The organism is Bacteroides luti (assembly GCF_900128905.1).
Classification (GTDB): domain Bacteria; phylum Bacteroidota; class Bacteroidia; order Bacteroidales; family Bacteroidaceae; genus Bacteroides; species Bacteroides luti.
In genome coordinates this window covers 261,365-282,248 of sequence record NZ_FQTV01000004.1, presented here as the reverse complement: position 1 = coordinate 282,248, position 20,884 = coordinate 261,365, and the positions used below count along the sequence as shown (strand labels likewise).

The following is a 20,884-nucleotide window of genomic DNA, read 5'->3' as shown; positions in this document are numbered from 1 at the left end:
CGTGCAGCAATGTTCCGTTTCACCTTTCCTCAGAACGACAGTTCTTTTGTGGTGATCGATGCTTTCGATAAAGGCTCGTACATCCGGATTATCCCAGGAGAGAATAAGGTTATCGGTTATACCACCAAGAACAGTGGGGGAGTGCCCGATAACTTTAAGAACTACTTTGTTATTACATTCGATAAACCGTTTACTTACAAATACACTTTTGCCGATGGTGCTTTAAAAACAGCCCAGGAGCAAACAGCCGACCATGTAGGAGCTGTTATCGGATTTAAAACAACCAAAGGCGAGATTGTTCACGCCAAAGTAGCCTCTTCCTTTATCAGCTTCGAGCAAGCTTCTCTTAATTTAAAGGAACTGGGCAATGACAGCTTTGATCAGGTTACTGCCAAAGGCAAAGCTGCATGGAATAAAGTGCTGAACAAAATAGAAGTAGAAGGCGGTTCACTCGATCAGTACCGCACGTTCTATTCCTGCATGTACCGCTCTCTGCTTTTCCCTCGTAAGTTTTATGAACTTGATGCAACCGGAAAAATAGTCCATTACAGTCCGTTTAATGGTCAGGTGCTTCCCGGATATCTGTATACCGACTCCGGTTTCTGGGATACTTTCCGTTGCCTGTTCCCATTCCTTAATTTAATGTATCCATCAACAAATAAGGAAATTCAGGAAGGACTTATCAATGTATACAAAGAAAGCGGATTCTTCCCCGAATGGGCTAGTCCCGGACATCGCGGATGCATGGTAGGAAACAACTCCGCTTCCATATTGGTAGACGCTTATATGAAAGGCGTTAAGGTAGCCGACCTCGAAACCCTGTACAAAGGACTTATTCATGGAACAGAAAATGTTCATCCAACAGTATCTTCAACCGGTCGTTTGGGATATGAGTATTACAATAAACTGGGCTATGTACCTTACGATGTAAAGATCAAAGAGAATGCAGCACGTACGCTTGAATATGCTTATGACGACTGGTGCATCTATAAACTGGCCAAAGAGTTGAAACGCCCAAAGAAGGAGATAGACTTATTTGCCAAACGTGCTATGAATTATAAAAATCTGTTCGACAAAGAGAGTAAACTGATGCGTGGAAAGAATGCCGATGGTAAGTTTATGGCTCCTTTCTCTCCGCTGAAATGGGGAGATGCTTTCACCGAAGGAAACAGCTGGCATTACACCTGGTCGGTATTCCATGATCCACAAGGCCTGATAGACCTGATGGGTGGTAAGGATGTATTTGTGAATATGCTCGATTCTGTGTTTGCCGTACCACCAGTGTTCGATGCAAGCTACTACGGAGGTGTTATCCATGAAATCCGTGAAATGCAGATTATGAATATGGGTAATTACGCACACGGCAATCAACCCATTCAGCACATGATCTACATGTACAACTATGCCGGTCAGCCATGGAAAGCACAGTACTGGTTGCGCGAAGTTATGAACCGCATGTACACCTGCAATCCCGATGGTTATTGCGGTGACGAGGATAACGGACAAACCTCTGCCTGGTATGTCTTCTCTTCTTTGGGATTCTATCCTGTATGTCCGGGAACAGACGAATACGTGTTAGGTGCTCCGTTATTCAAGAAAGCAACCGTTCATTTCGAAAACGGAAATAAGCTTATTATCAATGCTCCCGAGAATAGTGATAAGAACCGTTATATAGAAGCAATGACACTCAACGGTAAAACCTATACAAAGAATTACCTCAAGCATGCCGATTTACAAAACGGTGGAGAGATCAATATCCGTATGAGTGAAACACCAAATAAGCAACGCGGTACTCAGAAGGAAGATTTTCCTTATTCGTTTTCTGTCAATGAAAAGAAATAATTCTATAATGATTTAGAAAAATTATCGAATAATTTATTAGAATGAATAATGCGGACGGGTGTTGAAGCGATTCACCTTGTCCGCATTATCATTTTATTCAATTGTTTTTTATATAGAAATAACAATCTCTATACAAAAAGAATGTACAAGAAATAATGAAACTGTTATATGTAAATTCCTTATTATAAATCCTTCTCGAGGATTAATAAAATAGATTATATTTTATGCATAATATGGTTTGTTTCAAAAAATATCATTATTAAATGTGCTGTGAACCTGAGTCCTTTATAACCCAAATAAGTAGAATTATTAAACATAAAATAATAAAAATGCCAAATGATATCATTAGAATTCTTTCTAATATCTCATGTTCTTTGTTAATAAAACCGTCTTCATTGCGCTTGTAAAGCCATTTTTTTATTTTATTCATGCCTGGCCGTATTGAAAATTTAAAGTTAGGTTGACGGCAAATCTATATATTAAATATGTTTATTATGTATTTAATTTTGAGGCTTTTATATATTTTCAACTTATTAAGTATAGTTTAGCAATTGTTTCTTTACAAGATATTTAATAGTTCTTTCCACTCTTTGTCGTTGAACGATTTTAATGGATTGTTAGTTGTAATGAAGCTTTTTGCCAGCTTGCTTTTCTTTTCCTGAAGTCTGAGAATCTTTTCTTCTATCGTGTTGCTGGTTATAAACCGGTAAACGATAACTTGTTTGGTTTGTCCGATACGATGTGCGCGACTCACTGCCTGCATCTCTGCAGCCGGATTCCACCAAGGATCTATAATAAATACATAATCAGCTTCGGTTAGGTTAAGACCTACACCACCAGCTTTAAGAGATATAAAGAAGGCAAATATCTCTTTTTCGTTATTAAAACGGTTAATCTCTTTTTCCCTGTCAGTTGTTTGTCCGGTGAGCAGTGCATAACGCCAGCCTTTTCTATTGAAAGCTTCGCCTAGCAAATGGAGGTATTTTACGAACGATGAAAAGATAAGAACTTTGTGTCCTTCACTCATTAGCATTTCATAGGCTTCAAGAATCAGTTCCATCTTCCCTGAGGTAAATGAATATTCGGGCATTAGCATACGTGGGTGGTTGGCCATTAAACGCAGACGGGTCATTCCTTGCAGAGCAATGAAACTGTTCTTCTGCAGATTTTCCTTGTTGCCGATCTCCAGCAGAGCATTTCGTAATATGTTCTTCTCCTTCTTATAATTTTCTTCTTGTTCAGGAGACATTTCACAATAAAGTACCTCTTCTGTAAGCGAAGGAAGTTCTGGTGCAACCTGATTCTTTGTCCTTCGCAGGAAAAATGGTTTTATAAGTTGTTGAAGATTAGCTTCTTTCCTTGTATTACCTTCTTTTGTGATAGGCGTGATGAAATAATTCCTGAAACTCTCAGAACTACCTAGCATTCCTGGATTTATGAAGTTAAATTGCGCCCAAAGATCTTTCAGTGAGTTCTCAATAGGAGTACCTGTCAGTACCAAACGATGCTTTGCCTTTAGTCGGACTACCGAGTGATAGGTTACAGAATCCGGATTTTTGATTGCCTGACTTTCATCGAGTATAACACATTCAAACGGATAGTCCTCGAATAGTTCAATGTCATTTCTGAGTACTCCGTATGTGGTGAGAATAATATTATAGTGATTGAATATGCGTTTAATGCTTTTGCTTCTTAATCTGCCAGTACCAGAATATTCGTAGGTGCTTAAAGAACTGAATTTCTTTATTTCTCTTAACCAATTATGGAGCAGAGATGTTGGCACAACTACCAGTGAAGCAGGACGTTGTTCGGTAACAAGAACTGTTTCGCTTGCAACTTCAGATTCTGTTTCAGGCGCAGATTTTATGTCTGAAATGGATTCTTTAGCTTCGGGTGATTCTGCATTTGAAATATTGGCCAAGCTGTTTTCACAAATAAAATCCTCGGTCTGATCATCTCCAAATAATGAAAGTTGTCCCGACTTATCGGCACTATAAATATTGGCTGATGGAGAAACTTCTTCTTTCGTTTCAGTTTCTGTGGGGTTATACAGATACTGTAACATTGTAATTGTTTGTAAAGTTTTACCTAATCCCATGTCGTCGGCAAGGCAACCTCCGAAGTTATTTTCCCATAAATGTAACATCCACCAGAATCCTTCTTTCTGATATGCGCGAAGAGTAGCTTTAATTCTTGTAGGTATAGGGTATTCTTTTTTGTCTATATATTCTAACTGTAACTTATTCAGTTCTTTACATATTTCTCCTCCTTCTATGCTATCCAGAAGCTTGAAATTAGCTTTTTGTAGCCTGATTCCTTCATCTTGCTTAGTTCCCAAGGTAAGAAGTTCGCTGTATTTTTCAAACCACTCTTCAGGAAGTAAGGCTATATTACCATCTGGAAGAATGAATTCACGAATTCCTTTGATGATATGTTTTTTAAAATGAATGAAAGAAAACTGATAATTCCCGATCTGAACTTTTATCTGTATATCGAACCAGTCGGGCTGAGCACTTATTTCTTGTTTGAGAGAAATCTCTCCCAGATAATAGTTTGAACCTGTTTCCGACTGGCTAAGTTCAAACATCTTCTGAAGTGACTCCTTATGCGCGCCAATCCAACTGATAAGATTTCTTTGTGACGCTTCCTCTGATAATTGAAATTGGGAATTACTAAATTGTTTTAGTCCCAGTTTTTTAAGTTCCTCAACGCATTTTTTCTCCCATTTACTATCACGTGTATAGTAGCGGATGGTGTACTTTCCGTTACATTCATCTATTCTTGCATACTTCTTTAGTATTGAATCCTCTGGAGTGAATAAGTGATCATCATATTCAAAACGGAGTTTTAATAATGGCTGTTGTACTACTGACTTTTCAATTGATAGAACTGCTTTTTGACTGGTTATATCTTTAATAATATCAAATCCGGAAGCTTCAACCTGAAAGCGCTCTACTGCTGGAATAACTATTTGTTCCATGTACTTACCAGTCATTAAAGCCGGCACATCTACCGAATTCTTATTAAAGAAAGGCAGTAGGCGTGAAGCTTCAATATCTCTGAATGTAAGCAACTCATCCTTAGCTAAAATACATGCAGGCTGATATGTAACAATAATAACAGGTTTCTTATCTGTTAAGATTAAAGGATTCCCATCTGTTTTGCAGGTAATTGAATAACTAAAGAGCTGATCTGTTGATCTGAAATTAAAAAAGACTTCAGCATCTTTATCTATCAGTTTAATTTTACTGTGGTTGTATAGAACCTTTTTGCCCAACTCTTTGTAATACAATGGAATTTTATTCAGCCTGATTAACTGAATAATTTCCATCTGTTTTTTATCAATATAAGGCCGTATATTATCTCTGAGTCTCTCGTCTGTTAGTTTACGTAGAAATGCTGAAACCGTTTTTTCTTTTGAATAAACTTCCATTAAGTTTTTCTCTGAATAGCATAAAGAGAGTGCGATTATTTCTTTTTCAGCCTTGGTAAGAGATTTATCATGCAGAGAGGAAGATGTTGCTTGTTCCTCCACCTGGATAATCTCTTCTGATTCTGCTTTAACAATATAAGGAATCAAAAGTGTACCTAAATTCAGATGGCGGGTAATGCCTACTATCAATTTAAACATGGAAAGTTTATTTCTTAATTCACCACAAAGATAACTCCTTTGTTTTATATAAAAAATGCAAGGATAGAATTTAAACAATACGAACAAAATAATTGTTTTAATATAACCATCAATAGTATCTGTTACTTTAATATTTCTAAGAGATGAAAATACACGAATATCAGGCAAAAAAACTGTTCTCATCATACGGTATACCAGTAGAGCAGCATGTTCTTTGTTGTAATGCAGATGAAGCATTGGTTGCTTATGAGAATCTCAATAGAGAGAAAGCTATGCTTAAAGCACAAGTACTTACCGGTGGTAGAGGAAAGGCTGGCGGAGTTAAACTGGTAAATAATACAAATGATGTAATAAACTATGCAGCTTCAATGTTTCAGATGAAGATCAATGGTTTGCCGGTTAATAAATTGTTGGTTTGCGAAGCTATAAATATTGAATCGGAATTTTATTTGAGTTATAGTATTGACAGAAAGAACAGATCTGTTATTATGATGCTTAGCTCTGAAGGTGGTGTAGATATAGAAGAGGTGGCTAAATATACTCCTGAAAATATTTATCGGATAAACATTGATCCTTTCGTTGGAATGCCAGACTATCTGGCTCGAAGAATTTCTTTCTTTTTGTTTGAGGATATGGAACTGGTAGGCCAAATAGTGCAAATCCTGCAAAATATGTACCAGTTGTTTATTGATACCGATGCTTCACTTATTGAGATTAATCCGTTGGTTTTAACCGAAGAGGGCAATCTGCTAGCGCTTGATGCAAAAATGACTTTTGATGATAATGCATTATATCGGCAGGAAGATATTTGTTTCTTCTCAGAACCAACAGAAGAAGAAGCGCTAGAGTTACATGCAAAGGCTAAAGGATTCAGTTATGTTCATCTTACAGGAGATATTGGATGTATGGTCAATGGGGCAGGGCTTGCTATGACCACAATGGATATGATAAGACTCTATGAAGGTCATCCCGCTAATTTCCTGGATATAGGAGGCAGCTCAAATCCTGCAAAAATAACCGAAGCAATGAAGATCTTGTTGCAAGACAGTAGGTTAAAAGTTATTCTGGTTAATATATTTGGAGGCATTACCCGTTGTGATGATGTAGCAAATGGATTGTTAAAAGCTTATGAGGACTTACATGCTGAGATTCCCGTAGTGGTGCGTCTTACTGGTACTAACGAGGAAAAGGGTAGAGCATTACTAAGCTCTTCAGACTTTCTTGTAGCAGAAACGATGAGTGAGGCTGTTCGTATGGCTGTAAACCAATCAATAAAGGCTGGTTAGAGAAGTATTAACATTCAAAAAATCATTCAATATGAGTATTCTTATAAATGAATCAACCCGTTTGGTTGTGCAAGGTATTACTGGTAGAGATGGATACTTTCATGCAATGAAGATGAAAGCCTATGGAACAAATGTTGTAGCCGGAACATCTCCGGGTAAAGGGGGAACAAATGTTGATAACATACCGGTGTTCAATACAATGTATGAAGCTGTAGACCAAACCGGAGCAAATACTTCTGCTATATTTGTGCCTGCAGCATTTGCTGCTGATGCAATAATGGAGGCTGCAGATGCAGGTATTGGATTAATAATTTGTATAACAGAAGGTATACCTACACTTGATGTTATTGAAGCATATCAATTTGCACAACAAAAAGGATCTATATTAGTTGGGCCCAATTGTCCCGGAGTTATATCTCCCGGTAAAAGTATGGTTGGTATTATGCCTTCGCATGTTTTCACGAAAGGAGGAGTGGGGATTATTAGCAGAAGCGGTACATTAACTTATGAAGTGGTATCTCATCTTACGGCAAAAGGCATGGGACAATCAACCGCTATAGGGATTGGAGGTGATAAGATTGCCGGACTTTATTATCGTGAATTGCTTGAACTCTTCGAAAAAGATAAAGAAACACAGTCTATTGTAATTATTGGAGAAATAGGTGGTAATGCAGAGGAACGTGCCGCCGAATTTATTCGTTGGGAAATTACTAAACCGGTTGTTGCTTTCATTGCAGGTCAATTTGCTCCTCCAGATAAACAGATGGGACATGCCGGAGCTATTATTTCAAGTGGAGCGGGTACTGCTGAAGAAAAAATAGCAGCTTTCGAAGCTGCAGGAGTGTTGGTTGCAAGAGAACCTTCTTTAATTCCTAAAATTATTGTAGAAAGTCAGTTAAAGAGAATTAAAGTATAAAAGTCTGAAATAGTCGGCCTATTGGGGTCGAGTTCACTCGGTAATCAGATTGTGCGTAAAAGAGAGCCTCTAAAATAATCTTCTCAATCTTTTCGATTTGAAGTTATTTTAGAGGCTCTTTTTTATATATTAAGCTTATTGAACTTTTACTGTGTTTAAGTAGCAAATATTATTTTTCTAAAGCTTGTTTAATATCATTGTATAAATCATCAACACTTTCCAGACCTACTGATAAACGAATTGTTTTCGAATCTACATCCATACTTTGGCGCTGCTCTTCAGTAAAAGTGCCGTATATGGTGCTTGCCGGATGAATAGCCAATGTTTTATTATCAAACAGGTTGGTTGCGCGACGAATCAGCTTTAATTTGTTCATAAAATTAAAACAGACTTCTTTTGATGATAGATTAAAAGTAAACATAGCTCCCGGATAAGGTCCGAACTGGGCATTACTAAGTTCGTTGAACTTATTCTCTTTTAACCCGGTGTAGTTTACGGATTCAATTCCCTTTAGAGACTGCAATTGCTTTGACAGTTCGAGACATGTTTGTGCCTGACGTTCGTATCTAACTTTCATTGTGTCCAATCCAAGTGTTTGCATATAAGCTACTTGCGGAGTCATGTAGGCACCCAGGTTACGATGAATCTCTTTTCTTAATTTAGCAGTGAATGTTCCATTACCAAATTGATCAACCATTTCGGATAGTTTTGAAGAATTATTCCAGTCGAATGTTCCATAGTCAAGTATAAGTCCACCAATACCGGTGGCTCCACCTGAAATATATTTAGTACTGGACACAATTTCAATATCCACTCCGAAATCTTTGGCTTTGAATATATTAAAAGGTACAACAGTGGTATCAGCAATTAAAGGAACACCCATTTCTTTGCCTATTACAGAAAGTTTTTTCAGATCGGCAACTTCCAGTTGTGGGTTGGTTATTACTTCCAGAAAGATAGCGCAGGTGTTTTCATCAACTTGTGAACGAACTTCTTCCGGATTTGTAAGATCACAGAACCGTGCTTCTACTCCAAAAGCACCGAGGGTGTTCTTAATGAAAGAATAAGTGTTTCCAAAAAGATGAGATGAGGTGATTATATTAGCACCTGCATGGGCCACAGTTATTAACGTATTGCTGATTGCAGCCATACCAGAATTAAGAGCTGTAACACTTAAAGCACCTGTTACATTGCATACCTTTTTTTCAAAATACTGTACTGTTGGATTTGTAATACGTGAATATGCATGGTCGGATGTTCGTCCGCAAAAAGCTGCTTCCATTGCTTCCGCAGAATCAAATTCATAAGCAGCAGTGTTATAAACCGGCATAGACAGAGAATGGTAAGCATCTTCTTTCTCAAATGGTGTGTGAAGCACTTGAGACTCAAAACTAATTTCTTTCATTTTACCTATTGTTTCAAATATCGTCTTATAGATTACAAAAGTAAATTAGATTTGTTTAGCAAAAAAATAAAAGAAGCTTTTTCTATAGATCTAATAGTATATTGTTTTTTAGCAGTTTAGAAATATACCATAAGTGTGGTATTTGATTATTTAAAAATAATATATGTTGATAAGGATTTGATGAATTCTGGAAAATCGCGATCTTTTTTATACTATGCGCAAGGAGGGCTTTTGATAATTATCACGCCGGAGTATAACAAAACTCCGGTTTACTTTTTTTAAAATTATTCGGGATATTTATTTTTCCTTGTACAAAAGAATGCATTCTTCTGTACAAAACAATTATATCTTCTGTACAAAAGAATGAATTGTTTTGTACAAGATTACATAAAACTACGGAATGAAAAATAAAAAAGCAAACCGGAGATGAGATAACATCTCGCTGGATCTTTATGAAAAGCTACCCTCACTTTTCACTCCATCCCTCACTATTTCAAACTAAAAAGAGCGAAATCTATAAATGTATGCAGATACAATAAGAATAAAAGTACTATTTATTGCATCGAAAAAGTGAGGGATGCGACTTTTGGTGATGGTTTGGTGATGGATAAAATACAACCATCACCTTTTTATATGATTAATATTGAGCGCGTTAGATGCTGTTGGTGATGGAGTGAGGGATCAAAATACTTTTTTAATATATTGAGATCTATTGTGTCCGACATATAAACCAGACTAATGTATCAAAGCATAAAAGGATCTACAAAAAAAGACCGTTTACAATTACGTAAACGGTCTCTCAATATAAATGTGTTTTATACTCTATTTTGCAAAACTGATTGCGCGAGTTTCACGGATAACTGTAATCTTAACCTGACCTGGATAAGTCATTTCATCCTGAATCTTCTTAGCAATTTCTGATGATAAGTTTTCAGTTGCTTTATCGTCAATCTTATCGGCACCAACAATAACTCGAAGCTCACGACCTGCTTGAATTGCATAAGTTTTAGTTACTCCCGGGTAAGACATAGCCAATTGTTCCAAGTCATTCAGACGTTTGATGTAAGCTTCAACAATTTCACGGCGAGCTCCTGGACGTGCACCAGAAATAGCATCACAAACCTGAACAATAGGAGCAAACAAACTAGTCATCTCTGTTTCGTCATGGTGAGCACCAATAGCATTACAGATATCTGGTTTTTCTTTGAACTTCTCTGCTAGTTTCATACCTAATAATGCGTGTGGTAATTCTGGTTCTTCATCAGGCACCTTACCAATATCGTGCAATAATCCGGCACGTTTTGCTTTCTTTGGATTCAATCCTAGTTCAGAAGCCATTACAGCACAAAGATTAGCTGTTTCGCGAGCGTGCTGCAGTAAGTTCTGGCCATAAGAAGAACGGTATTTCATTTTACCGATAATACGAATAAGTTCAGGATGCAATCCATGGATACCCAAGTCGATAGTTGTTCGTTTACCTGTTTCAATAATTTCTTCTTCCACTTGCTTTTTAACTTTAGCAACCACTTCCTCGATACGGGCAGGGTGAATACGGCCATCAGTAACCAATTGGTGAAGAGCTAGGCGGGCAATTTCACGACGAACCGGGTCAAACGCAGACAGTACAATAGCTTCAGGGGTATCGTCTACTACAATTTCTACACCAGTTGCTGCTTCAAGAGCACGGATGTTTCTACCTTCACGTCCAATGATGCGGCCTTTTATTTCATCACTTTCAATATGGAATACAGTTACAGAGTTTTCTATAGCAGTTTCAGTAGCTACTCTTTGAATAGACTGGATAACGATTCTCTTAGCCTCTTTGTTTGCTGTAAGTTTCGCATCATCCATGATATCATTGATATAAGAAGAAGCTTCAGTTTTTGCTTCTTCCTTCAAAGACTCAATTAAACGGTTTTTTGCATCTTCAGCAGAAAGACCTGAAAGAGTTTCCAGTTTTTCTCTTTCCTGGTGTTGCAACTTATCCAGTTCCTCTTTTTTCTTATCGATAATGCCAAGTTGCACTTCAAGATTCTCCTTTACAGCTTCTGCTTCCGCTTTCTTCCTCTGAATCTCTTCTTGTTTTTGATTTAAAACAAGTTCGCGTTGTTTTAACTTGTTTTCTGACTGTTGAATCTTTTGATTGCGCAAAGCAACTTCTTTTTCAAGATCGGCCTTTTTATTCAGGAACTTTTCCTTAACCTCGAGAAGCTTGTTCTTTTTAATAACTTCTGCTTCTACCTGTGCTTCCTTAATGGTGCTTTCGTATTTTGTTTTCAGAACATATCTAAACAAAACGTAAGAAAGAGAGCCTCCCAAAATAAAGCATAAAATCGATGCTATTATTACGTTCATTACAATTAATTTATTTATAAATAAAAACGCACTACTTACACACGGAAAAACTTTAAATTCCGGGTATCAGTAGTGCGGGGTTAATATTCTCAAAAAACAGATAGAGTGTTTCTTGGCTTTTACTCGTTTCTGAAGTGTTCTTCCAATTCTTGCGTCAGTTCTTCAATTTTATTAGTAAAAGGTGATGTATCATTCTTTTCTTCCAACTTTAAATTGTTGCAAGCAAAATCAAAAGCAACCATTGCCAGAAAGTCTTTTGGACCATACACTTTGGCTCCCGGAATTCCGGATGGTTTATACATCGAACGATACACGTTCATTCTATCGTTTACCTGCTTGGCAGCTTTCCTGAACAACTCTTCCTCATCACGATTAATGGTCATTGTAAAGGACTCATCTGCTATCTGCAGGTTTATTTTTATCTTATCGTTCATACATCTTCTTATTTCATGTTAATTACTCATTTAATAAAGCGATGCATTTGTCGACTTCCCGCACTAATTTAGACAATCTTTGTTTGGTATCTTTTACCTCATTGCTTGTTAAGCTAATTGTCTTTGCTATTTTCAAATTGGCATATACGACTTCCAGCTCATTATAGTCACTTCGCAATTTTGCGACCTCTTCTTGTTTTGCTTCCAGAAGTTGCTTGATTTCTGTATTTTCACGCTTTAATTCGTCATGTAAATACATTAAATGCCTAAGCCTTGCCTCAAAAGTACTTAATAACTTTTTATCTTCCTCTGTCATTTCTATGCCCAAATTGTACACAAAAATACAATTAAGTCTGAAATTACAAAAATTTTTCTACGAAAAATGCATATAATTGCTAAAAATAGTTTCAATTAGCTTAATTCTCCTGCATATCTGAGGACTGTTTTATACTTAAGTGAAAAAAAAAATAAATATTGCATATAATGTTTTTCAATAAAATATCTGTTTATGATAATCGGTTAAATTCTTTTGGGACTTCAAAAGAATTATTCCTGATTGTTTTATTTATCTTTGTTGTACTATAAACAAATGAAATATGCTTAAAGTTTTGATAACTCATGCTGTAACTGATGAGATGATTGCAGTGAACTTTCCTGATTGCGATATAAAATATGTCCGTACCGGTATTGGTAAAGTAAAAGCTACCATTCGATTAATGGATGCTTTGGTACAGGATAATCCTGATATTGTGATAAATATTGGAACCGCAGGTACGTTGGATCACAGCGTGGGAGATGTATTTGTATGTCGACACTTTATTGACCGCGATCTTCAGAAGGTGGAATGTCTGGGTCTGGAGCATGAAATAGATTCTTCAGCCTTGCTTACTGATAAAGGCTATTGCTGCGACTGGAAACCAGAAGGTGTATGTAATACAGGAGATAGTTTCCTGACCGAGACAGCCGATTCGCATGGAGATGTTTTCGATATGGAAGCTTTTGCTCAGGCACAAGTGTGCCAAATGAAGAACATTCCTTTTATTTCCGTAAAATATGTAACTGATAAGATTGGTGAAAACTCCATTAAACACTGGGAAGACAAACTGGCTGATGCTCGTGAAGGATTGAGTAGTTTTCTGAATAACCTTTCTTTGGTCTGATTTTGTTTTTTAATAATCTAAATGAAGAATATATGCTCTTGCCTTTGGCAATAATGAGAAGTCTTTTTTAGCTGAACATTCTTTCTTTCGTATTGTTTTTTATAAGATACGGAGGAGATTATTCTCTGATAAAAATCCGGCAATTCTATTCCGTAGTTAGTAACATTGATTGTTTTATCTTTTAATCAATATTATATGGAACTATTTTGGGCTGTTATTCCCGTTTTACTCCTCATCGTTTTAATGGCATTCTTAAAAATGCCGGGAGATAAAAGTAGTGTAATCTCACTTGTTGTGACTATTCTGATTGCATTTCTGGCATTTCATGCTAAGGCAGATACAATTTTCTTTTCATTTCTGTACGGAGCATTAAAAGCAATTTCTCCTATTTTGATTATTATATTGATGGCAATATTCAGTTACAATATATTGTTGCATACTCAAAAGATGGAGATTATCAAACAACAGTTTACTTCTATCTCATCAGATAAAAGCGTTCAGGTATTATTGCTCACCTGGGGATTTGGAGGATTGTTGGAAGCAATGGCCGGATTTGGCACAGCTGTGGCCATTCCTGCTGCAATCCTTATAAGCCTGGGATTTAAACCTATATTTTCTGCCGTGGTCAGTCTGATTGCAAACAGTGTGGCTACCGCTTTTGGTGCTATTGGTACTCCGGTGTTGGTACTTGCCAAAGAAACCAATCTTAATGTTTTGCATTTAAGTGCCAATGTGGTGCTGCAACTCTCCGTACTGATGTTTCTGATTCCCCTTGTCTTGCTGTTTCTTACCGATCCGAAAATTAAATCCTTGCCACGGAATCTTTTCCTGGCTTTACTGGTAGGAGGAGTTTCTTTTGTGGGACAGTTTGTCGCTGCCCGTTACATGGGAGCTGAATCACCGGCTATTATTGGAAGCATACTTTCTATTATTGTGATTGTGACTTATGGTAAACTGACTGCAAAGAAAGATCAGGAGGTTACAAAGAGCCCAAAGCTAAAGGATGTGGTTAATGCGTGGAGTATTTATCTACTCATTCTGTTCCTCATTATTCTGAGCAGTCCGCTGTTTCCTTCGCTCCGCCATGTATTAAGTACTCATCTGGTTACAAATATAGTGTTACCTATTAATGGTCATGATACTGCTTATTCTATTTTCTGGCTTACACATGCCGGAGTTTTATTATTTATCGGTACATTTGTGGGTGGACTTATTCAAGGAGCAAAAGTAAAGAATATATTTGCTGTGTTATGGCGCACCTTTACTTTACTGAGAAAAACCTTCGTGACGGTCATTTGTCTGGTTGCTTTATCCACTATAATGGACAAAGCGGGGATGATTGGCGTTATTGCAATAGCTTTGGCTACAGCTACCGGAGCTCTTTATCCGCTCTTTGCACCGTTCATTGGATGTCTTGGAACCTTTATAACGGGTAGTGATACCTCTTCCAATATCCTTTTCGGTAAGCTTCAATCCACAGTGGCCGGACATATTTCTGTGGATCCGGAATGGCTTGCTGCAGCTAATACAGTGGGGGCAACAGGAGGTAAAATTATTTCTCCACAAAGTATTGCAATTGCCACTTCCGCTTGCGGGCAACAAGGAAAAGAAGGCGAAATTCTGAAAGCAGCTATTCCTTATGCTCTGATGTACGTGGTTATTACCGGGCTGCTTGTGTATATTTTTAGTTAGAATCTAATACGTGATAAAGTATAAACATAAAAAGAATTTAAACGAATGATGAAAATTGGTTTGTTTATCCCTTGCTACATTAATGCAATCTATCCTCAGGTGGGTGTGGCATCTTACAGATTGCTGAAGAGTTTGGGCCTTGAAGTAGACTATCCGCTGGACCAGACCTGTTGCGGACAGCCAATGGCGAATGGAGGATTTGAGGGAGAGGCGCTTCAATTGGCAAAGCGCTTTGATAATTTGTTTAAAGATTACGACTATATTGTAGGACCATCTGCCAGTTGTGTGGCCTTTGTGAAGGAGAATCACGCGGGTATACTGGCAAAAGAACATCATGAATGTACCAGTTCAGGCAAAATATACGATATCTGTGAGTTTATTCACGATGTGGTGAAACCTACGAAGCTAAATGCTAAGTTTCCTCACAAAGTCAGCATTCATAATAGTTGCCACGGGGTGCGCGAACTTTACCTCTCTTCATCAAGTGAGATGAATGTTCCTTATTATTCTAAACTGCGTGATTTACTTTCATTGGTGGAAGGTGTGGAGATATTTGAACCAAGTCATGTGGATGAGTGCTGCGGTTTTGGGGGAATGTTTGCCATTGAAGAACCCGAAATCTCCGTTTGCATGGGGCAGGATAAAGTAAAAGACCATATTGAAACTGGAGCGGAATACATTACAGGAGCAGACAGCTCTTGTTTGATGCATATGGAAGGAGTCATAAAACGAGAGAAACTCCCTATTAAAACAATTCACATTGTAGAAATTTTAGCTTCACAATTATGAGTACCAAACATTCCATAGCGGCAGCTAAGTTTGTCGCAAACAAGAAACAGGCAGCCTGGCACAATGAAACCCTTTGGATGGTGCGAGCCAAGCGCGATAAAATGAGTAAGGATATTCCGGAATGGGAACAACTCAGAGATTTGGCTTGTAACATAAAGCTATACTCAAACAGTCATCTGGAAGAATTGTTGCAGGAGTTCGAGAAAAATGCAACGGCCAATGGTGCAATTGTTCACTGGGCAAAAGATGCGAAAGAGCATAACGAAATAGTTCTCGGTATTCTTCGTGATCATGATGTGAAGCATTTTGTGAAAAGTAAATCAATGCTGGCAGAAGAGTGCGAATTAAATCCTTTCCTGATAGAAAAAGGCATTGAAGTTGTGGAAACAGATTTAGGTGAACGCATTCTTCAATTGATGGATGTTCCTCCTAGTCACATCGTTCTTCCGGCTATTCATATCAAGCGTGAGCAGGTAGGTGAGCTTTTTGAAGAGAAATTAGGAACCGAGAAAGGAAATTCTGATCCCACTTATCTAACTCGTGCCGCACGTAAACATCTGCGTGATAAGTTCCTGAATGCTGAGGCTTCAATGACCGGGGCCAATTTTGCTGTGGCATCCACGGGAGATATTGTGGTTTGTACAAATGAAGGGAATGCGGATATGGGTACTTCCTGTCCTAAAATTCATATTGCAATCATGGGAATGGAGAAGATTGTACCGGATCAGGAATCGTTGGGTGTGTTTACCCGTCTACTGGCTCGTTCGGCTACCGGCCAACCCGTAACTTCCTATACTTCACATTACCGCAAACCTCGTGAAGGAGGTGAATTCCATATCATTATAGTAGATAACGGAAGAAGTAAGATTCTTGGTCAACCGGATCATATCAAAACCCTGAACTGCATCCGTTGTGGTGCTTGTATGAATACTTGCCCTGTTTATCGTCGTAGTGGCGGTTACTCATATACTTACTTTATTCCCGGTCCTATCGGTATAAATCTGGGAATGCTTTATTCGGCTACAGAATATTTTGATAATCTGTCCGCCTGCTCTCTTTGTCTTTCCTGTTCACACGTCTGTCCGGTTAAGGTAGATTTGGGAGAACAAATCTATCGTTGGAGGCAAGAAATGGATAAGATAGGGAAAGCCAGCAAAGAGAAAAAGGTAATGTCTGCTGGCATGAAGTTTCTAATGGAACGCCCCATACTATTTAATTCAGCACTTTGGATGTCTCCTGTAGTGAATGTATTGCCTCGTTTCATTAAATATAACTTTTTGAACGAATGGGGAAAAGGACGTGAGCTTCCTGAGTTTGCAAAAGAGTCTTTCAATGAGATGTGGAAAAAGAATAAAGTAAAATAACGCAAAGAAAAAGATAATTATGAATAGTAAAGAGTTGATATTGGAAAGTATTCGTAAACATACTCAAACAAAATATGAAAAACCGGAATTGTCTGTTGATGCGATTACTTATCCCGACAAGCAGGCTAAATTCTGTGAAATGTTGCAGTTTGTAGGGGGAGAGTTTCTGATTTTAAAAGAAGGCGAAAATCTAAATGAAATGATTATGAGACTTAATCCTGAAGCGAAGAGGATTGGTTCTACTCTTTCATATATTACCTGCAACACGTTTAATCCCGATGAACTGGAGAATTCCACGGAGCTGAACGGAACAGATCTTGCCATTGTGGAAGGTTTGTTTGGTGTGGCTGAAAACGGAGCGGTATGGATGGATCAGAATGTGAAGCATAAAGCACTTTACTTTATTTCCGAGAAGCTGATTATTGTGCTAGATAAAAATAAACTAGTGAATAACATGCATGAAGCTTACCGGCAAATGGAAATAGGACAATATGGCTTCGGTGTATTTATTTCCGGTCCTTCAAAAACGGCAGATATAGAACAAGCTTTGGTGATTGGGGCGCATGGCCCTAAAGGATTAATGGTTATATTGAAATAACTCTTTGTGCTTAAAAGCACGGAAGGAGAGGCTCGAACTCCCGACACCCGGTTTTGGAGACCGGTGCTCTACCAACTGAGCTACTTCCGTGTTTGCGGGTGCAAAGGTAATGTAATATTTTAGATATGCAACACTTGCCTCGATTAATTCTTGTGTCTTGTAGCTCTTTTCCTTCTGTACTCAGCTTTCATCTTTGCTGAACCAGAGCCATGAGTCCCTTTAATATAGGTTGTTTTTTTGGCTTTAGTTTTGACTCTTGGTTCCTCTTTTTTTCCTGATGAAGAATCTTTGCCTTTTTTAAAAGCGATGCCTTCGGTTATTGCTTTCTGTATCTCTTCGTTCATTTTCAGATAGTTAAGTTTTATATTAAAAAAATGTAGCCCACATAATTGCGGGCTACAAAGATACGATTATTTCCTTAGGAAAGGTTATTCTGCTGATGCTTGTTTTCTTTCTTTAGGAAGTATAAGGTTTAGTATTACTCCTAGTACGGCTGCCAATCCAATGCCTGTCATTGAAAAATCTCCAAATTGGAATACGGCTCCACCTATGCCAAAGGTTAATATCAAAGATACTATAATAATGTTACGTGGATCGCTTAAGTTTGTTCTGGATTGAATGAGGTTGTTAATACCTACAGAAGCAATCATACCAAACAAAAGCATCATTATTCCACCTAATACAGCATTCGGAATTGTTTTCAATAAAGCGCTGATCTTTCCAACCATGGAGAAAACAATACCAGTAACTGCTGCAATTCGTATAACTGAAGGGCTTGTGATTTTAGTAAGAGACATTGCACCAATTACTTCTGAGTAAGTTGTTACGGGAGGTCCGCCTAATGTGCCTGCAACCATACAAGCAAGTCCGTCTCCAAGCATTGTTCTGTGTAATCCCGGATCTTTAACAAAATCTTTTCCGGCTACATCATTTACAGCATAGACATTGCCAACATGTTCAATGATAGGTGCAATAGCTACAGGTGCCATAAAGAATATCGCTCCCCAGGAAAATTCGGGTGTTATAAATTTAGGAAGTTCAAACCATGGAGCATTGACAACCTGAGTAAAATCTATCGCACCTAAGATAAATGCTAATACAAATCCTACTACTATTCCACAGAAAATAGGAATTAATTTTAGTAATCCTTTACCTAGTAATGTAACCAGAACAGCTGTAGCTAAAGAAGCAATTGCCAGTATCCAGTTTTCTTTTGCCATGTTTACTCCGGAACTGCATAATGATATACCAATCAGGATAATAACCGGCCCTATAACCACAGGAGGAAAGAGGGTGCGGATAAAACTTGTACCTCTCCAGGCAATAATTGCACTCATTAATCCATATACTAAACCTACGGCAACAAGCCCGGAAAGTGTTCCGGCCAAACCATACAGCTCAGTTGCTTTAATTATTGGTGCTATAAATGCGAAACTACTGCCCAAAAAAATAGGTACTTTACCTTTCGTAACTAAATGAAAGATTAAAGTACCTATTCCTGCTGTACAAAGAGCTGTTGAAGGATCGAGCCCTACTAACAGTGGAACTAAAACGGTTGCCCCGAATGCCACAAAAAGAAATTGAACGCCAACTATTGTTTTTTGAAATGCGCCCAGTTGTTTGTTATTGTCCATAAGTAAAAATGAGGGTTTATATTAAAATCGGCCAAAGGTCGTTTTTTATTTTCATACTACAAAATAGGAATCAAGTTTTTGTCTTTTTCTAAATAGTTTTTCTGAGTGTAATAACTCGATTTTTAAAAATATACTGGTGCATTAGTCTTTTCATGAATTTAATAACAATACTCCGTTTAGTAAGTAAATCTGTTTTTCTGCTTTCTTTTTGATATTATCTACTATCCTCATCTTCTCTGTATGAGCTTGCAAATCAATATCATTTTTTAAATAATTAGTTTGATTAATATGTTGTTTGTCTAGTGATATTTTGATTATGCTTTCATATTGTTTTAATAAAGGTATTTAAAGTAACAAATTGCATGTAATTATAGCTTGTGATATTTCAATTTATCACAAGCCTAATATTTTATTATTAAATGTAAGCTGATTTGTTTATTCTGATTTCATAATATCATATATTTGCAGAAAATAAAATCAAAAAGAAATCTAAATATAAATATATATATCAAAGTGATAAATAGAGAGTTGTAAAGTAATGTAATAAGTAATAAGCCATTATTTTAATTTGGCGGAAAAGAAATCATCATAAAGTATCAGTGATTGAAAAGAATGGTGAAAAAGACGGAATAGTTTAAGTGCGCAATTAGACTTCCACAATTATTCAAACTAAAATCGAAAAGAACATGAGAAGAACAGAAAAAAAACGTTTATGCTTGCTTGCTGTTGCAACAGCTTTGCTTTTATCTGCAAATGTAAAAGCTCAGGATAAAGTCGTCGTTTCAACAGGAGCTGATTTGGTGAGTGGTTATTATTGGCGTGGACAGAATTTAGGCGGTGTAAGTATTCAGCCCACAATATCAGTCGTAAAATCCGGACTTTCTTTAACTGCTTGGGGTTCAGTTGGATTTGATAAAGAAGATACCCGGGAACTGGATTTTACAGTGGGATATACAACCGGTAATTTAAATTTCGCAGTTACTGATTATTATTTTTCACCGATAAAATATTTCAATTATGCTTCTCATTCAACTTCACATGTGTATGAAGCTACTGTTGGGTATAATTTTGGTCCTTTTGCATTAAGCTGGAATACCAACTTTGCAGGAAATGATTATTATAAGAAAGATGGTGAGAGAGCATATTCTACCTATGTTGAGGCTAGTGTTCCTTTTAAACTGGGTAGTACTGATTTGAAAGCAGAAGTAGGTTGTACTCCCTGGGATGGAGCTTATACAACCCGAACAGATAAGTTTGCAGTAAATAACATAGCTGTTTCTGCTTCTAAAGAAATAAAGGTTACTGATTCCTTCTCTATTCCGGCCTTTGCCAAAGTAGCAGTAAATCCTGAAACTGAAGGAGCTTATTTTGTTTTTGGTGTAAAATTCTAACATATATAACAAATTTACAAGTATGAAAAAGATTGAAGCAATTATTCGGAAGTCAAAGTTCAACGACGTGCGTAAAGCATTGCATGAAGCTGATATCGAATTCTTATCATGGTGGGATGTAAAAGGTCAGGGTACAGCCCGACAGGGTTTGATTTTTAGAGGAATAGCGTATGATATTAATGCGATAGAGCGCATTTACATCTCGTTTGTAGTTAGAAACGTGAATATGGACAAATCAATCGATGCGATATTAAAAGCTGCATACACAGGAGAAAGTGGCGATGGAAGAATTTTTGTTTCCAGCATTGAAGAGTCAATACGCATACGAACCGGAGATAGAGGTGACGAATCTTTGTATGATAAAGATAAGAAATAAGATATAATTAG

Annotated in this window: 17 protein-coding genes and 1 tRNA gene; 10 read left to right on the top strand and 8 right to left on the bottom strand. The window is 37.4% G+C overall.

Annotated elements, in window-relative coordinates; all coding sequences use genetic code 11:
• The coding region (locus tag BUC21_RS05605; RefSeq protein WP_073400091.1) for a GH92 family glycosyl hydrolase at positions 1-1,842 on the top strand (1,842 nt) is incomplete at its 5' end.
• Between the two features lie 559 nt (positions 1,843-2,401).
• Here the strand turns inward: BUC21_RS05605 and BUC21_RS05600 are convergent.
• Positions 2,402-5,473: a DEAD/DEAH box helicase gene (locus BUC21_RS05600; RefSeq protein ID WP_073400089.1), complete on the bottom strand. Its 3,072-nt coding sequence runs from the start codon at positions 5,471-5,473 to the stop codon at positions 2,402-2,404.
• Positions 5,474-5,616: 143 nt separating this feature from the next.
• Between BUC21_RS05600 and sucC the strand changes: the two genes are divergently transcribed.
• Both sucC and sucD read left to right on the top strand, forming a co-directional pair.
• Entirely contained in the window at positions 5,617-6,759 is a 1,143-nt protein-coding gene (gene sucC / locus BUC21_RS05595) for an ADP-forming succinate--CoA ligase subunit beta (RefSeq protein ID WP_073400042.1), read from the top strand.
• 31 nt (positions 6,760-6,790) lie between these two features.
• Positions 6,791-7,675 carry a succinate--CoA ligase subunit alpha gene (gene sucD / locus BUC21_RS05590; protein ID WP_073400040.1) on the top strand — a complete coding sequence of 295 codons (885 nt, stop codon included), beginning with the start codon at positions 6,791-6,793 and terminating at the stop codon, positions 7,673-7,675.
• A 169-nt stretch (positions 7,676-7,844) separates the two neighbouring features.
• Here sucD and BUC21_RS05585 read toward each other — a convergent pair whose 3' ends face one another.
• The 4 genes from BUC21_RS05585 to BUC21_RS05570 all read right to left on the bottom strand — a co-directional run bounded on the left by BUC21_RS05585 (position 7,845) and on the right by BUC21_RS05570 (position 12,185).
• Positions 7,845-9,080 (bottom strand): PLP-dependent transferase, encoded by a 1,236-nt coding sequence (locus BUC21_RS05585; RefSeq protein ID WP_073400038.1) that lies wholly within the window; start codon positions 9,078-9,080, stop codon positions 7,845-7,847.
• 822 nt (positions 9,081-9,902) lie between these two features.
• On the bottom strand, positions 9,903-11,435 hold the full coding sequence (rny, locus tag BUC21_RS05580; RefSeq protein WP_073400036.1) for a ribonuclease Y: 1,533 nt from the start codon (positions 11,433-11,435) through the stop codon (positions 9,903-9,905).
• A gap of 119 nt (positions 11,436-11,554) precedes the next feature.
• Positions 11,555-11,869, bottom strand: a complete 315-nt coding sequence (locus BUC21_RS05575) for a cell division protein ZapA (protein WP_073400034.1) — start codon at positions 11,867-11,869, stop codon at positions 11,555-11,557.
• Positions 11,870-11,891: 22 nt separating this feature from the next.
• Positions 11,892-12,185: a hypothetical protein gene (locus tag BUC21_RS05570; protein WP_073400032.1), complete on the bottom strand. Its 294-nt coding sequence runs from the start codon at positions 12,183-12,185 to the stop codon at positions 11,892-11,894.
• A 280-nt stretch (positions 12,186-12,465) separates the two neighbouring features.
• Between BUC21_RS05570 and BUC21_RS05565 the strand changes: the two genes are divergently transcribed.
• From BUC21_RS05565 to BUC21_RS05545, 5 genes are all read left to right on the top strand, one after another.
• Positions 12,466-13,029, top strand: coding sequence for a phosphorylase family protein (locus BUC21_RS05565; protein WP_073400030.1), 564 nt, complete (start codon positions 12,466-12,468; stop codon positions 13,027-13,029).
• A gap of 195 nt (positions 13,030-13,224) precedes the next feature.
• Positions 13,225-14,721, top strand: coding sequence for an L-lactate permease (locus BUC21_RS05560; RefSeq protein ID WP_073400028.1), 1,497 nt, complete (start codon positions 13,225-13,227; stop codon positions 14,719-14,721).
• A 48-nt stretch (positions 14,722-14,769) separates the two neighbouring features.
• Positions 14,770-15,510, top strand: a complete 741-nt coding sequence (locus BUC21_RS05555) for a (Fe-S)-binding protein (protein ID WP_073400087.1) — start codon at positions 14,770-14,772, stop codon at positions 15,508-15,510.
• Entirely contained in the window at positions 15,507-16,874 is a 1,368-nt protein-coding gene (locus tag BUC21_RS05550) for a lactate utilization protein B (protein ID WP_073400026.1), read from the top strand. The genes BUC21_RS05555 and BUC21_RS05550 overlap by 4 nt, the downstream gene beginning before the upstream one ends.
• Before the next feature lie 19 nt (positions 16,875-16,893).
• Positions 16,894-17,472: a LutC/YkgG family protein gene (locus BUC21_RS05545; protein WP_073400024.1), complete on the top strand. Its 579-nt coding sequence runs from the start codon at positions 16,894-16,896 to the stop codon at positions 17,470-17,472.
• Between the two features lie 17 nt (positions 17,473-17,489).
• On the opposite strand, the gene BUC21_RS05540 is transcribed toward BUC21_RS05545, so the two are convergent.
• From BUC21_RS05540 to BUC21_RS05530, 3 genes are all read right to left on the bottom strand, one after another.
• Positions 17,490-17,562 (bottom strand) — tRNA-Trp (locus tag BUC21_RS05540).
• Between the two features lie 53 nt (positions 17,563-17,615).
• Positions 17,616-17,816 (bottom strand): hypothetical protein, encoded by a 201-nt coding sequence (locus tag BUC21_RS05535; RefSeq protein ID WP_073400022.1) that lies wholly within the window; start codon positions 17,814-17,816, stop codon positions 17,616-17,618.
• 84 nt (positions 17,817-17,900) lie between these two features.
• On the bottom strand, positions 17,901-19,106 hold the full coding sequence (locus BUC21_RS05530; RefSeq protein WP_073400021.1) for a uracil-xanthine permease family protein: 1,206 nt from the start codon (positions 19,104-19,106) through the stop codon (positions 17,901-17,903).
• A gap of 686 nt (positions 19,107-19,792) precedes the next feature.
• On the opposite strand from BUC21_RS05530, the gene BUC21_RS05525 reads away from it, so the two are divergent.
• Positions 19,793-20,497: a hypothetical protein gene (locus BUC21_RS05525; RefSeq protein ID WP_073400019.1), complete on the top strand. Its 705-nt coding sequence runs from the start codon at positions 19,793-19,795 to the stop codon at positions 20,495-20,497.
• 22 nt (positions 20,498-20,519) lie between these two features.
• Positions 20,520-20,873, top strand: a complete 354-nt coding sequence (locus BUC21_RS05520; protein WP_073400017.1) for a P-II family nitrogen regulator — start codon at positions 20,520-20,522, stop codon at positions 20,871-20,873.
• Positions 20,874-20,884: the final 11 nt, after the last annotated feature.